Source organism: Xanthomonas arboricola pv. juglandis (genome assembly GCF_905367715.1).
Classification (GTDB): domain Bacteria; phylum Pseudomonadota; class Gammaproteobacteria; order Xanthomonadales; family Xanthomonadaceae; genus Xanthomonas; species Xanthomonas arboricola.
This window is the reverse complement of record NZ_HG999362.1, coordinates 187,305-201,837: the sequence shown is the minus strand read 5'-3', so window position 1 is coordinate 201,837 and position 14,533 is coordinate 187,305. Positions and strand designations below refer to the sequence as shown.

The following is a 14,533-nucleotide window of genomic DNA, read 5'->3' as shown; positions in this document are numbered from 1 at the left end:
TTTGCAATACGGCGACAACGTTGGCTTTGTCGGCAGGAGCGAGACCGCGATACCAGACGGACAAGCTAACCAAAGATTGTTCGGGCCTACGGCCCGGCGGGGCGTTAAGAAGTTCCACGCAGTCGTGAACGGCTGCGTCCGCGCATTGGGTCTTCAGCCCGATAACAAAGTCATCTGGAGTCATCTCGGGTCCTGGCTGATGAAGAGTTCGCTAGCTTCCATCTTCAAGCGATCGAAGCTTGCCGCCAATGGGGAGGGTGTTGCCATCTTGTCGTAGGGGCGCGCCATGCCTGTGACTGCGCTCAGGCGGAGACTGCGAATTTCCAGCCGAGTTATTTATCTCGATTTACAGTAATAAATTCCCTCTCCATCGGAAACCCATTCAATTCCATAGATCCAGTGAGACTTGTAAGAATGCTCAAGCAAAAGCATCATTCTCTTTTTGCAAAATCGATAGCTAATCGAATAAGGTGATTTTGCGGGTACAACCTCTACCCACCCTGTTTTTAATGCGAGGCTCCTAAAATTCGCTAATGGAGGAACCTCCCCAGGACTCAAATGAATGTTACTTGACAGACCGCCGGCAACGCTGACTCGATCAAAAAAATTTATGGGCGTCCCCCCAAAGCTCTGCGCAAACGGGTCGATTTCAGCTTTTAACGTACTGATTCCAGGCTTTCCGGAAAGATCAGTAGCTTTTGACTTCTTTGAAGACAAATAGATGCCATATGCTACGCAAGCACAAATGGTAGCAAAAAATAAGTAATTTAGTATTTTCACCATTCCCAGCCCCAACCATCGTTACTAATAACCTCACCTTTTTCACCACCAAACCCACCGGTACCACGACCTTTAGTGATAGAAACTCCTGTGCCCACTCCGATTTCAGTGGTAGAACCCGCTCCAGGTGAGTAGCTATATGCTCCGCCGAGTGGCCCATACGCTCCAAACCCAGCCAATCCAGGGCCGGTGAAAAGATTATTCAATTGAGCGTCGTTCGGGCGTCCTTCACATTCGTTAACCCATCCCATGCTTGCTGAAACGCCTGCGGATATCGAGTGAGGGTATATCTTTGCCAGCCCTTTACTCATATAGACTCGACCATTCCTTCCCCGAGTAAAGGAAAGGGTACCGGGACCATAATTGAGTGATACCTTTACAAAATCGGGGCCTCTAAGGTTTACGCCATCTTCCCAAGAGAGTCTTTGCCCTCCGTTATTAAAAGAGCCTACTGACTCTAGGCCCAGTAGGTCAAACATTTCGTAAGGATTTGCAGAGACGTACGAATAGGTGCTTATGTCAGCCGCTATACCAATCGGATCACTCTGCCCATACCGGCCTGCCGCCGCGTCGTAGTCACGAAAGTAGTTCTGATTGAACCCGCTCGCTGCATCAAACCGCTGGCCCGGAAAGCGCATATCGAACACCATCGCGGTGCCGTCTCCATCCGGATCCTGGTTGGGTGCCGTATTGCCGAAGGCTTCGCCCTTCAGGCTCCAGTTCCACACGGCAACGTCGCGGGCGGCATCCACGACCACACGCGCGCTGCCTAGGTGGTCGGGTTCGATATAGTGCAGTTGACCACCGTTGGCCAACAGGCCGACCGGCAGGTCATCCAGCCAGATCGCTTGTTGCTTGGGTGCACCGTTAGTGTCGTAGTCGCCGAGCCAATGGCCGGCCTCGTCGTAGAGCGTATAGGTGTTGGTGGTGCCCAGGTAGCGACGTACCTGCTCGCCTCGGCCGTTGTAGCGGTAGTTCATGACCGCGACACCTGCGCGCTTGACCTGGGTCATGCGCCCGGTGTTGTCGTACAGGTACTCGCGTGCCTTGCCGCCGATGGTGAGGGTGTTGCCCATTTTGTCGTAGGTGCGTGCCACGCCTGCGACTGCGCTCAAGCGGTGGTTGGTCGTTGGATAGGTGTAGACCTGCGTGGCGCCGCCGACTTTGGCACTCATGCGGTTACCCGTACCATCGTAGCTATAGCCGTCGATCACGGTACCTGTACTGCCATCCTTGAGTGCGGTCAGCCGACCAAGCGCGTCGTAGGTCAGTTGAAGCTCTGGCGTCGGGTTACCGGCCGGGGTCAGGTCAGTGAGGTCGCCAACAGGGTCGAAGCCGAAGCCAATCTCCAGGCCGCCTGTGCGGCTGTCCTGAATGCTCTGTGGGCGGTAATCCTGATCGTACATGCGCGCCAACGTGCGGCCGTTGCCGTAGGTCCAGCCGGCAGATGGGCCGAACGGATAGTAGGTCGCTCCGCTCAGCAGACGTTGGCGGCTGCCGCCTTGTGCCGTCACCCCAACCTCGGTCGTCTGGCCTTGCGCGTTGCGGACATAATCGACCGTGGTGCCGTCCGGGTAGACCATCGACCGAAGGCGGCCGCCAGACGTGTAGTCGTAGCGCAACACCAACACCTTGCCGTTGACCGTCTGCACCTTGCGCACCACCTCGCCGAAGCGGTTGTAGCAGTATTGGGTGGTACCGCTGCCATCCTGGAGCTTAGCCAGCCGCCCGACGGTGAACGTCTCACCGCTGGCGCACACGCTCTGCGTGAGGTCATAGGTGTAGCTGACATTGAAGGCGGTGGTTGGGTAGCTGATGCTCAGGACACGGTTGAGCGCGTCGTAGCCATAGGTGGACGTGATGCCGCGTGCATCGGTCTGCGTGGCGCGGTTGCCGGCGCTGTCGTAGGTATAGCTAGTGACGCCGGTGTCCGGGCTGGTCAGCTTCAGGGTATCGCCGAAGCCGTTGTACGTGTAGCGCGTGTCCAGACGTTTGGGATCCTTGACCTGCAACGGGCGATCCTGCGTGTCGTAACCCACATTGGTTTCGGCCTTGATGCCATCGACGTCCTGCAAGGTGCGCGCAAGCCGACCGAGGGGATCGTGCTCTTGCAGGGTGTTACGGCCAAATGCGTCGGTGATCAAGCGCAGGTTGCCGTTTGCATCGTATGCGTAGTCGGTGGGATTTGCGGCTGCGTCCGCCTGCGTTTTCAGTTGGCCCAATTGGTTGTAAATACGGCTCAAGCTGTGCTTGAGCGTACCTTGCGCATCCTTGGTCTGCTCCTCCAGACGATTGCCGGCATCATCAAGCACGTAATGAAGGGTGTTGCCCAGCGTATCGGTGACATCGGTGAGGCGTTGGGCCTGGTCGTAGACAAACGTGGCGTAGCTGCCGTCGGGCTGGGTGATGCGCTTGACCAAGCCGGTGGGCCAATACTCCAACGTGGTGACGCGATTCTGCCCGGAAGTAGCGCCATGCACCGTGGTCGATGCCAACCAACCACGCGGGTGGTAGCTGTAATCGGTCAGCACCCCGTTTTCGTCAACGGCAGAAAGAACGCGGCCTGCCGCGTCATAACTCAGATTCTCGCGGATCTGGCCGCGGGCGTTGATGGTTTGCTTGAGGTCGCCCTTGCGATACGGGCACGGTCCGGTGCCGGTCTCGCACCCGGCAGCATCGATGGGGTAATAGTTGTAGGTCGTACGGTCGTCGATATCCGTGCGCGGGCCATCGATGGACTTCAGGAGGCCAAGCACGGGGCAGTCGCCACCAGCAGCGACATCGGCTGCCTCGCAGTAGTTCATACTGAGAACTCTGGTCTGACCACTTGCGACGTCGGTCGTGATGACTTGCTGCGGCTGCAGCCGCGCATTTCGGACATAGCCTATTTTCTTGTCACTTGATTGAACTGACATCAATCGATTGCTGTCGACAGTGGTGCGCGTACTTGTGATTCGCTGGCTGGGTAAACCAGCCGCCTCGGTGACCGTATGCACATTGACTGGCACGCCAGCATCCGCAAGTTCGGCATAGGCGTGTTGCGTGACAACCCCGGCACGATCGGTAGAAGCTCTCAAGCGCCGCCGAAAATCGACACTTGCGTCCAAATAGTCGCTGCTGAGCGTGCCTGCGCTGTCGGTGATGTCATCTATTTTTCTAGGACCTGCGGAACGCTGGCTCAGCGTATATGTCGTCTGTTTCCCCAACGCGTCGGTTACAACGGTGGCGCCATCGGTGTAATCAAGCGTCACACCGTCTGCGCCGTCGTGATGCTGGCTTGACACAACACGCCCCGTAGCGTTGTAGGCGAATGTGCTGTAGCGCATTCCATCCTCCGCGACCACGCCGGTCAGGAAGCGGTAAAAATCCTCGTCTTCATACAGATACGACCTGACCCGGCCGTCCGCATAGGTCACGCTCTCCAGCACCGCGCTGTCCGGGAAAGTGTCAGAGTAAGCGTAAGTAGCCAACGCAACCCCGTCCAGCGCAACTCGAATAAGCTGGGCATAACGGGAACCATCAGCGTAGTTAAAAACCAACTTACGGCCCGTCGAGTGCGTGATCGACTCCAACCTCAATGACCGATCGTACGCATATCGAAGATAAGTACCGTCGTCCTTCGACACCAAGCTCAACGCGCCTGTAGCATCAAATTCCGAAACCGTATCCGACCTAAAAAGTCGCCATCCATTAGCTATTTTCTCAAGCCGATCCCCAGAACCATCAGAAGCAATAAAAGAATTTCCGACCGATTTGAAATTGCGTTGAAGCCCGTTTCCTTCAGCAAGTATTGCGTAAGAGCCACTTGCAGAAACGCTGACTTCATGTGAGTTGAACCAGCCCGCCCCAAGGTTGGATCGCCGTCCAATCTGCGAGGACCGAAACGTTCGAACGAGACGTATCCATCCAAGATCGAAATCCTGTTCAGGTTGTGATTTTTCCCCGGTCTTTACATCGCACGGGTTACCAACCGAACACGTATCCTCTAAAGAAGGCCCGGTCAAGTAAGCAAATATTTCCAGATTTACACAGGCTTGATAGTCATCGTTCCAGGTCGTATATAAAGGACAAAATAGCCTGCGCTGGCGAGTACCGAACCCGGTGTGCTTTACGGGCAAGCACGTTCCATCGTCATAAATTACGTTCGATACAACATCAAAACTTTTTGAATCAAAACGACCCTCGAATTCCGCCGAATATGGCGTCCATTCGGTTGCTGGCTTCAGCGAAACCTTGCCACATTCGTTAAATTCAGTGTAGAAGGACTCAATACGTGCAACCATCTCGACCTCACTTGCGTAAGAGCTACCTAGTGCAGAGTAAGTCCATTCGGGATCGGAAGGTTGATCGTTACCAAGCCAGTACGTGAGCGTAACTGTCTGGTCTTCGTTTGTTTTTGTTTCTTTCACATGCGTAGCTAAACCATACGCATACTGTGCATCGCTGGGACCAGCGATTTGCGCCATGGCCTCAATTGCACGATGTTGATTGTCGAAAACGCCAACGGTTGTGGTCGGAATTTCTGGGTGCTTGGCAACAACCGTCCATTCTTGCTTGACCTCCTGCGCGCAGACTCCGCAGACAGTGCTTAGCAACAATGCGCAAGCGTAACGACGCAGCCGCAGGGGCTTCAGAACTTCCATGTCCTATTCCTTCAAATTTTGGCAGCTGGCGATGCTGCAGACGACATCAAGATGCCGCAGCTAAAGATCGTCGTTATCATCTCGCGCAGAAATTGTCTTCGTCAAGCCTTATTAATCGGCTTCAACTACAAAGCATTCCTGCACGCGGCCAGTGCGCGGCTGATGTGCTTTTCCACCATCTTGATCGAGATGTCCATGGCTGCGGCCACTTGCGGGTAGGTGAGGCCGTCGATGCGGTTGAGGATGAAGGCCTGGCGGCATCTGGGCGGTAGTGCGGGCAGCGTGTGGGTGTGCAAGTGTTGCAGGATGCGGCGGGTGTCGGCGATCTGGTCGACGTGGGCGCCATCTGCCGCCAGTGGCGCGATCAGGTCCAGTGCGACGTGGGCGTTGGCATGGCGGCGGTGGCGCGTGCGCCAATGCTCCAGCACCACGTTGTGCGCGATGCGGTACATCAGCAGCGCGTAGTCGCCGATGTCGGGCGCGTCGCGGTAGGCCAGCAAGCGGAGCAGCGTTTTCTGGGTGAGGTCGTCGGCGGTGTCGCGGTCACGCAAGCGCCGGCGCATGTAGGCGAGCAGGTCGGCATGCAACAGGCCGATGGCCTGGTCGAAACGCGCCCTGCCCGCTGCCGGCTCCTCGCGTACGCGCCAACGCGTGGTGTGGCGTATGCGGGTGTAGTCGCCCATAGATGCGGCGCGCGGATGTGCGACGTACGGCGTGCGTGTAGTGGCGGTGGTGCCTGCGGCGCTGCGTCGATGCCAGGCGGTGCAGGTGTTGGTCGCGCGTTCGACCGGCAGCGGCACCCATTTGCTGCCGAAGCGCGGGTATCTGCCGAAGGTGCCGGCCAGGTGTCATTCACCATGCGAGTTCTCCAACTGCGGGGTGCACGCGCGGAGCGCGGGGTGCGGCGGGTTGGTCACTCTGCAGGTGCGACGGTGACGACCAGCTCGCCGTTGCGCATGCGGACGTGGAGTTTGCTGCCGATAGTGAAGCCGAGTTGTTCCAGCCAGCGGCCGCGTAAGCGCAGCGTGGGGATGCGTTGGTGGCTGTCGGGGTAGTAGCCGTAGCCGACGGTGCAGTGTTGCGGGGCACGCGGGTGGCCTGGGCGGCGCGGCTTGGTGGGATCGGGGCGGGGCTCGGGGATGGGGGTGCGCTCGAGGTAGGGCCGCGGCGGGATCGAGGGGTCAAGCGAGTGCCAGCCGATCTCGGTGGGCGGCGGCACGGTGACGCGCTTGCGCGCTGGCTTGGGACTGGACGTGGATCGACGCATGGCAAAGCCCTCCTTGACGAACAGGCCACGCCGCCGGGTGGCGACGGGATGTCGGGAGGTTAGAAACCGCAGAGAGCCGGCGGGCGTATTTCCCCGAAGGGTGTTGTATTAGCCGCCCTCCCGACGCAGGCATCGCGTCGGTTGTGCCCGCAAGATGCTGCAGGCACAAAAAACCCACCGGTTTGACGGAGGTGGGTACCGCTCTCTGAGGAGTTTCTACGCTCCTTGCCGAAAAGACTGCTACGCGCTGCGTGACATGTCAACTGGCTGATGCTGGCAATCTGGAAAGCGTTGATGGAAGATCCTTGCGTCAACGTTTGAAGCAGCAGGGTCAGAGTTGGATTGAACCTAGAGAGATTGCTACTCCAAGCGCATCCCCACCTTCCCGCAAATAGCTTTACGTTCTCTCGCTATCCATCAACATCGCGCCACTCAGATTCGGGCGCGGTAGTACATGACACAGACGGCACGGGTGAGAATTGACCAGCAGCGCGATGCCGCGTGAGTCGCAGGATCCCAATGATAAAAATTAGCCTCCGAAACCTGTTTCCCTTGCTGCTGCTTTCAATAGCGCTGCCAAGTGCATGTGCTCGCACACCCCATGAAGCAAAGCGGGATGCAGGCACGTCATCTGCTGCGACAGCGACGCCGCCCCCTCAAGAGAAGAGTAGAGGTATCGACAACGGTGCCGACATCGTCTCTACGAATACTACTTTGCAAGAATTGCAGCGCCGGCTGCTGCGCTTCATTGATGGACTGACAGTGCCAGCGGATCTGGACTATCCCCAGATGGAGTCAGCACTTGGCATCAAGCTTGGACCACCGTCTGATCCGGCATACCCGTGGCGTGAAGTAAAGGAAGTTTCTCTGGCCGATGGCTTTGAGCTCTACGCGACGCATCGCCCAACGAAAGATGGCTTCTCGAGGATAGAGGTTGCAGTGACTCTACCTGACCATAACGACCCCACGCGCGTGCCTACGTCCACCTGCATCTGGCAAGCAGAAGCACTCTCCAAAGCGCTCGAAGGGATGGGATATACGCGCGGCGGCCAGCGGCCGTTTCAGGGTGGATGGCTACGCCAGCATTGGCGCGCGATCAACGGCGGAAGTCAGATTTTTTCGGTATCGTTGCTTCTCTATCGAACCAAGGAACAAGGCAGGCCACAAGAGTGCGCTTATAGCGTAAAGATCGATGGAGGCAAGCCATGACCCGGGTTGACCCACGTATCGAGCCTCTACTTGCCCGGATGGCGAAAGACCCTGCACATCCTGCTGGTGCAGAGGACAGCATTCGCCAGACGATCGCCGACTCACCTTATCTGTCGAACCTGCTAGGCGATGCCATTGAGAAAGGTCGAATTGGCGCGATTGCTGTTTCGCATGGACAGAACAACGGGGGCCACTTCCAGGATGGTAAGGACGGCAATGCGGGCACACTCAATATCAGTGAAGCAGCGTTCAAAGACTTCGCAGGATCAGAGCGCATCGACTATCTGACTGAGGTCATGGGCCACGAAACAATGCATGGCGTATTGGCCCAGCATCGTGCCGACGCCCTTGCCGAGTTCGGCAAGAGCATGGGCAACCGGATGCAGGAGGCCTACGACAATCGGGAACATCAGGTCGACCTGACTGGCCCTACCCGTGTTTACCTGGATTCGACTCGCGCAGACGAAGCACTGTCGGAAATCTCGGGAATGCGTGCCCTGCATGATCGAATCAAACATCTGAACCCTGAGATGCCCGACAGTGTGGTTGAGAAGGAGTTGCTCGACCGGTCGAGTAATCGGTGTGTCGTGCGACAACCGAACGGCGCTCCGCAGTTTGCAGACGGACTGACCTACGATGCACTCACCAAGCACCCTTTTACCCGCAATGATGCGCTGACCAAGTCGGTTGAGCACTGTTTCTACGACAGCAGTGGCACGCTAGGCCCACATGGCGATTCCGACTACCGCAACTACTATGGCGTGAATCCGATCAGTCACATCGCGCAGAACTACGCGCATCTTGCGCATGACCGCCAGCCTCCGGAAGTTCGCATCGATCTTAAATCGCTGGGCCTGGACCCAAGACAGCTGGAGCGCAACGGGCTGGAGCTAGGATCTGCAAAGACCTTCAACATCATTGACCTTGGCAAGGACGGCTATGGCATGGTCCAGCTCAAGGACACTGGCGCACGCGGCGTCAGCTCTCCCAATCTTGCGGCACCGAATGAGCCAAGCCGCATATTGACCCCTGCAGAAGCGGGACACCCGGACCATGCCATGCATCAGCAGATCCGAAGCAAAGTGGAGCAGCTAGATGCAGCCAACGGCCGCACGTTTGATGCCACCAGTGAACGGATGACAGCGAGTCTGCTGACGCTAGCCAAAGACAATGGGCTAACTCGGGTGGACCATGTGCTGCTCAGCGAAAAGACCAAAGACTCGCCCGCTGCGCAGACCCTGTTTGTAGTGCAAGGCGATCCAAAGGATCCAGCCATGCTGCGCGCCCATATGCCAACGGCCGACGCCGCGCAGCGGTCTGTTCAAGAAAGTTTTACGCAACTGGAATCTGTCAACCCGCGATTAGCGCATGAGCGCACGCAAGAGCTGGCAATGGAACAGCAGCGCTCACAGGAGCAACAACAGCGCGGCCCCGTTCCGTCGCTTTGAGGCGATGACACGGCGCACCTACCATCATCAAACGGTTAGCAGCCCCTTGCTCTAAACATGGAACGGGGACTGACGCGTAAGTGAATCTGACCCCATTCTTTAGTGGCCGATGGAACCCGTCTCACGGTGGATAGGGCGCTTGCGCGCACTGCCTGCGGCAGTGCGCGAGCAGATGATGCTTAAGGTGTAAAACGTGAGGATACCTTAGAACCTGACCCCGCTATTTGCTCCCCTGCCATCAAATTAACATTAAAGCCTGTTAATTTGCGCTGGACTTGGCTTACGTGTACCCAACTTTATAGCCCAGGGCACGGGTTCAGCAGAATACATAAATCGTCTGGCGTTATGCGCGGTCCGGCGATTAAACTGGACGACCATTCCTGCACGGGCATCTTGGAACTGTCGTGACTTTGCGCACTGCCTGTGAGCCAGCAGAGTAATTGACGTAGAGAGCGGCACGCTCAGCTCAGAATTAGCTCTGCCTATGCCAACGCTGCAAAAGAAAAAAAGTGGGTCGTCGCAAGTAAGGTACGGGTCAGAGGTACTCACCAAGAACGTCCAGTTCATGCCATGTAGCGCAGACATCATCTTGGGAGTAGCACCGTCGCGGAGCGCATGGTGCCAGTAGTAGTCGGGCGGTCCGTCGACTAGGCCTTCAAGTATGTCCGACACCCTCTGTCTTGCCTCAGCACCCTGATCTACTGACATTGAGCCGTCAGCGACCATCCCCTCGATTTGGGAAAAGTACCCTTGCTTGTGCTCCGCAGCAAGTTGCGGAATGTGTGAGGCTGTTCGATCGCGACCTGCCGGCACTCGTTTCCACATCGTGATTAGATAAGTAGCGAGCGCCTGTCTCTCTGAATCATCTATCGGTTCGAATCGACGTATGCGATCAATGGTGTCTTGCGCCGGCCCTTCAATTTTTTCGGCAAGATGGCGCTCCAACTGACTAGGCCAGAGATCATTAACGTTGGCTTCTGACTTTGGCTTTCCACGACGCGTGAGCTGCCGCTCTAGATCATGGACCCATAAGCGTTCTTTTATCGCAAACCCATTGAGGTAATGCTGTGGCAGATAGTGATCGCCCATGCTGTTCGTTCGCTTCGTCTTAGGTGATCCGACCCGAGATTTCCGGATTTCTTAGTTTGCATATCGCGCTTCGGGCGACCTCGTCTATTGCCGATAATAAGCTGACATGCCTTTTCCTCAGAATTCAACTGAGGCCCACGCCGACCTCTTAGGAAAACTGACCCAGTTCTCCTAAATTTTAGGATGCACTATGAGAATGTCCTTTTCGCCATACTGCTATTTGCGGCAAACTAGGGTCAGATTGCTTTGATTAAATGAACCTGAGCCCGCCCTTCGAACCTGAGCCCGCCCTTCGATTGCATTAGACTCGCGAAAATGGCACAGCATTTTTTATGTACACGTTGAAAAACTGGCCTTTCGATGGGGCCGCTTGAAATTGATCATAGAGGTGAGAGCTTACGTTGTAATACTGATAGACAGAGCCATCCTTGAATTCTAATTCTAATGTCTCAGCCTCAGGATCGTAGCCAGCAGATATAATATTTGATGAAGATACAGCCTCACGATCCATTTTCATTCTTCCTCTAAATTATCATTGATAGGTGAACGAGCAATACCAAGGTCTTTTAAGACTGCATTAGTCTGCTGACTTCGCCATGAAGCCACGACACGGTCATAGCCTTCCGCCGAGCGGCGGCTGGACCAGGCCTGGGTCACCTTCGGATCGTTGCTTCTGGGCAAATGCTCTTGGCGCGGCAAGGCTATACGGCATCTCACAGGAAGCCGTGCAGCTTCGCCAGTGATGATTGCTTCCCCGGTTCTTAAAACAGGGAGCAGATCCATTAACCCAGCAAGATTGTCTGGCAGTGTTCCTTTCACTCGAGCACGGTCAACGGGATTGGATAACCGAAGAGCAATAATTGTTCCGCATTGGGATAACACTGTTTCGTCTACCTCAGCAGGCCTTTGAGAAACAACCATTGCCCCAACGCCATATTTCCGTCCTTCTTTAGCAATCCGCTTTACGACCTCAGATGCGACAGTGCCCGCATCGGGGCCTAAGTAGCGGTGGGCCTCCTCCATTACTACGAGTAGTGGGCGTTCAATCCCGCCTTCCGACTTCTCTCTGCTCCAGAAGAGGGCTTCGTACACTATTCGTAGGATAGAGCCAATGAGGCGCGTCAGCACAGTGCTGGGAACTCCTGAGAGATCCAAGATGGTGATCTGCTTATCGTGACCAAGCCAGCCCTGGAGAAGTTTGTCTAGATCATTTTTTACTGACCCGGTTAAGTCTGGCTCCCAATCCCCAGGATGCAAAAGAAAATCGTATCGACGATCAAGAAGGCGTGACCTAAGCAGGTTTAATGGCCTACGAATACCTTTTGCGACTGTGTTGGTAAATGGTCCCCTAGTTCCCATAGCATGCGACTTGTATTTTGGGGGCACCAATGTTGCCGCATCTCCCTTCGATTCAATCGCGGGCTCGTCACGATTTGGCCCTTCATAAGTGGTCGTTTCAAAATCAATTAACTCATACCAAAGCTGCTTCAAACTAAATGGAACCGGGCTGTCGACCGTCATGGTTCTTGAATCAACTCCAGCCCTAGGATGAGATGAAAGACATTTTTCTTTAAGCTCGGTTATTTTATCGGTGAAAGCTATCTCGTGTGCCTCAGACAACCCGCCAGTAACAAAATCTAACAGCTCGCCAGCCTCCAACGCCCAGTAAGGAACAAAAAGCGGCTCCTGTCCTTGGCTAGGAGTAGCACTGAAAATAGTGGCGACGTCCGCCAATGCTTTGGTGTATTCACCATGGATATCTAGCATCAGAATTCGAGCACCGGGGGATCCAGCAGGTTCGTCCTTCCTTATAATGGAACGTAGTAGACTCGCAACAGTTGTAGATTTCCCCGCTCCCGTCGATCCGAGAATCGCAGAATGCCTGGTGACGAGAGCATCTAGGGAAAGACGAACATCTATATTCTCAGCGCTTGCGAGATGTCCGATGATCACTTGATCGTCGCTAATTGAGCCATAAATTCTTCGTAGGTCTGCCTCGGTCACCAAATGTACAGCGTCGTTAATATTTGGATGCTGACTTAACCCACGCTCGAATTGGCCACCAATGGTTTCACCTGCTAGCTGGACGGTCATCCACCTTCCCGATTCGGAGCTAGAAATATCTGCTTGCGCTGGCGCAGCACTAGCGCCCACTTGCGAGACTATTCCAAATAAGTCTTGATAGCCCTGAGGAATCCTAACGAAGCTACCCACTTGACCGACACGATAAGTATGGCCGTTGATAACGGCGAACCCTGAGTCAATTGACTGAGCAAGCCTCACCGTCAAGGTCGCGCCTGACACAGCACTAACAACACCTAAGCGTGTAGGATCGTTCCCGCTCATTGTGGATCATCCGCAGCCGGAGCCTCAGTATCGGCTTCACTCACCGTGTCGGCTATATCATGATCAGGCTCATCTCTCTTTAAAGATTGCGCAATAAGATCGTTAGCTTGGGCCAATGCGCAGAAGCGAGAAAATGCAGAAAAGTCTCCCAGCAAAAAGACCGGTTGAGTTTTCGGCCATCGGGAAGCCCAAAACGTATCCCGAATACTACCCCAGTTTTTAGGAAGCTCCCCGGGACGCCACTTTCCTGATACTCCACCAATTACCGCTCCATCGGCTGCGTATACGCTCAGATTGGGCCTGTCATTGGCCAACTTCACAACCGGCTCTTCTTTTTCTAAGGTCTGATACTGGAAAGCCAGAACAGCAGTATTAGCATTCATAGCTAAGCTCTCATCGAGAACTGCGCATATGTGTGCGTCTCTGAATGAGAAACCGATCGCCAATAAAAGTGTGTCCGGTGTAAGTAAGAATCTTTTAAGCCTCTCGAAGAGGGCAGAGTATGGCTGCTTCTGGGTAAGATCATATTTAAGGTGGTCTGGATAGACCAATTCGGTTGCGCCTCTCCCATGTCCTCGGACCACGGCCCCTTCTTCTAATGCCCAGCCAAGAGAACCGTGCATTTTCCATAGCTTAGCCCATCGAGCAGGCAGGTCGTCGCCTGCGACTGACACTGGATCGAAGAATGGCTTACTCCCTCCCGAGAAACCGTCAAAGTAAGGGCTTCTAACTCTCTCGAAAGCCTCTTCAAAGAGAAAATCGTAGTTGGTTGTGAATATTTCTACAGAATTTGACCTGACGGTACCAGTGATCCAGGAAATCAGCTCCGAATATGGGTTCCGCCCTTTCGGCAACTTCACACCGACTATTGCGCCAATATTATTACAGATATCTTTTCCGAGTTCTTTGTAACCATCTGAATCTAGTCCTTGGACCTCAGTTTTACCCAGCGCCTGCTCCAAAAGTCGAACCCTTGATAAGACGGTTTCGATGTTTGCACTTCCGCCCAAGCTCGCCTTAATCGAATCGATTGCTAACGTCTGCTTCTTACTTAGCCCTGAAGTAGATTTTTGAGTGAGCTCATCTACGCCTGGAATTAATGACCTTCCGCCAGGGTCCATCTCATTATTTTCGTTTACGCGAAGAGCAAGTGGTGCCCCTGCGCCAACGAGAAGGCCGATTCGCTTTCGCCCTTGCGAAAGTACCTGTCGCAGGTCGGACATAAACCGATCTGGATTGTGGAAGGTTTCCATTGATTACTCCTTGCACCCAGTGCCACCGAGGCCTCGATAGGACCTATTCGGCATCCGCGCTAATAGTTAGACTATATTTGCCCGCCCGAGTTCTCGCATTACGCTGCACTTCCGAGTGGCGTTGGCTTGAGGCCTGCTAGGACTTGTGACGCCGATAGTGGTTGTTGGTACTTGTGCTGCGGTAGCTGCCACCCTTGTGCAAGGCGCCGTGGCCTGCGCTGTAGTGACCACCGTGACTGGTGGTGTGGTGCGTGCCGGCGGCCCTGACGCGTGCCTGCGCGGATGCGGTAAACAATCCCAGTGCCGCCACACTAAGTGCCACGATGCTCCATGCCTTGCTCAACATTGTTTCTTCCCCCTGAAGAAATGTGTGGCTTTGCGGCTGCATTACATACTGCGTGACTTGATCCTCGCCGAGTTTTTGGATCGCGTCAATGCAATTGCGCGAGTGGTCGCTGGCTTTATCGACCTTGGCCTCATCCGCCCTTCGGGCCCCTT

Annotated in this window: 10 protein-coding genes; 2 read left to right on the top strand and 8 right to left on the bottom strand. The window is 55.1% G+C overall.

From position 1 onward, the window contains the following. Positions 1-776: 776 nt before the first annotated feature. The 3 genes from KHN93_RS00775 to KHN93_RS00765 form a co-directional block, all read right to left on the bottom strand. Entirely contained in the window at positions 777-5,423 is a 4,647-nt protein-coding gene (locus tag KHN93_RS00775) for an RHS repeat-associated core domain-containing protein (protein WP_244812178.1), read from the bottom strand. Positions 5,424-5,548: 125 nt separating this feature from the next. After that, on the bottom strand, positions 5,549-6,223 hold the full coding sequence (locus KHN93_RS00770) for an RNA polymerase sigma factor (protein WP_244812177.1): 675 nt from the start codon (positions 6,221-6,223) through the stop codon (positions 5,549-5,551). A 113-nt stretch (positions 6,224-6,336) separates the two neighbouring features. Then, positions 6,337-6,690: a SymE family type I addiction module toxin gene (locus KHN93_RS00765; protein ID WP_211921538.1), complete on the bottom strand. Its 354-nt coding sequence runs from the start codon at positions 6,688-6,690 to the stop codon at positions 6,337-6,339. A 519-nt stretch (positions 6,691-7,209) separates the two neighbouring features. Between KHN93_RS00765 and KHN93_RS00760 the strand changes: the two genes are divergently transcribed. Together KHN93_RS00760 and KHN93_RS00755 are read left to right on the top strand one after the other, a co-directional pair. Next, positions 7,210-7,899, top strand: coding sequence for a hypothetical protein (locus KHN93_RS00760; protein WP_211921536.1), 690 nt, complete (start codon positions 7,210-7,212; stop codon positions 7,897-7,899). Beyond that, complete coding sequence (locus tag KHN93_RS00755; RefSeq protein WP_211921534.1) at positions 7,896-9,347, top strand: XVIPCD domain-containing protein; 1,452 nt, start codon at positions 7,896-7,898, stop codon at positions 9,345-9,347. The genes KHN93_RS00760 and KHN93_RS00755 overlap by 4 nt, the downstream gene beginning before the upstream one ends. A gap of 249 nt (positions 9,348-9,596) precedes the next feature. Here the strand turns inward: KHN93_RS00755 and KHN93_RS21750 are convergent, their stop codons facing one another. From KHN93_RS21750 to KHN93_RS00730, 5 genes are all read right to left on the bottom strand, one after another. Next, positions 9,597-10,436 (bottom strand): DUF4238 domain-containing protein, encoded by an 840-nt coding sequence (locus tag KHN93_RS21750; protein ID WP_211921532.1) that lies wholly within the window; start codon positions 10,434-10,436, stop codon positions 9,597-9,599. Between the two features lie 301 nt (positions 10,437-10,737). Next, on the bottom strand, positions 10,738-10,947 hold the full coding sequence (locus tag KHN93_RS00745) for a KTSC domain-containing protein (protein WP_080565692.1): 210 nt from the start codon (positions 10,945-10,947) through the stop codon (positions 10,738-10,740). A 2-nt stretch (positions 10,948-10,949) separates the two neighbouring features. Next, a complete protein-coding gene (locus KHN93_RS00740) occupies positions 10,950-12,782 on the bottom strand; it encodes an ATP-binding protein (RefSeq protein ID WP_211921530.1) in 1,833 nt (610 codons plus the stop codon). After that, positions 12,779-14,035 carry an SIR2 family protein gene (locus KHN93_RS00735; RefSeq protein WP_080565691.1) on the bottom strand — a complete coding sequence of 419 codons (1,257 nt, stop codon included), beginning with the start codon at positions 14,033-14,035 and terminating at the stop codon, positions 12,779-12,781. The genes KHN93_RS00740 and KHN93_RS00735 overlap by 4 nt, the downstream gene beginning before the upstream one ends. A gap of 136 nt (positions 14,036-14,171) precedes the next feature. Continuing rightward, on the bottom strand, positions 14,172-14,381 hold the full coding sequence (locus KHN93_RS00730) for a hypothetical protein (protein ID WP_212579571.1): 210 nt from the start codon (positions 14,379-14,381) through the stop codon (positions 14,172-14,174). Positions 14,382-14,533: the final 152 nt, after the last annotated feature.

Excerpts from the sequence above, each read along its gene's own strand:
- KHN93_RS00765 (WP_211921538.1), bottom strand. The coding sequence starts at position 6,690 with ATGCGTCGATCCACGTCCAGTCCCAAGCCAGCGCGCAAGCGCGTCACC.
- KHN93_RS21750 (WP_211921532.1), bottom strand. The coding sequence starts at position 10,436 with ATGGGCGATCACTATCTGCCACAGCATTACCTCAATGGGTTTGCGATA.
- KHN93_RS00735 (WP_080565691.1), bottom strand. The coding sequence starts at position 14,035 with ATGGAAACCTTCCACAATCCAGATCGGTTTATGTCCGACCTGCGACAG.
- KHN93_RS00730 (WP_212579571.1), bottom strand. The coding sequence starts at position 14,381 with ATGTTGAGCAAGGCATGGAGCATCGTGGCACTTAGTGTGGCGGCACTG.
- KHN93_RS00740 (WP_211921530.1), bottom strand. The coding sequence starts at position 12,782 with ATGAGCGGGAACGATCCTACACGCTTAGGTGTTGTTAGTGCTGTGTCA.
- KHN93_RS00745 (WP_080565692.1), bottom strand. The coding sequence starts at position 10,947 with ATGGATCGTGAGGCTGTATCTTCATCAAATATTATATCTGCTGGCTAC.
- KHN93_RS00755 (WP_211921534.1), top strand. The coding sequence starts at position 7,896 with ATGACCCGGGTTGACCCACGTATCGAGCCTCTACTTGCCCGGATGGCG.
- KHN93_RS00760 (WP_211921536.1), top strand. The coding sequence starts at position 7,210 with ATGATAAAAATTAGCCTCCGAAACCTGTTTCCCTTGCTGCTGCTTTCA.
- KHN93_RS00775 (WP_244812178.1), bottom strand. The coding sequence starts at position 5,423 with ATGGAAGTTCTGAAGCCCCTGCGGCTGCGTCGTTACGCTTGCGCATTG.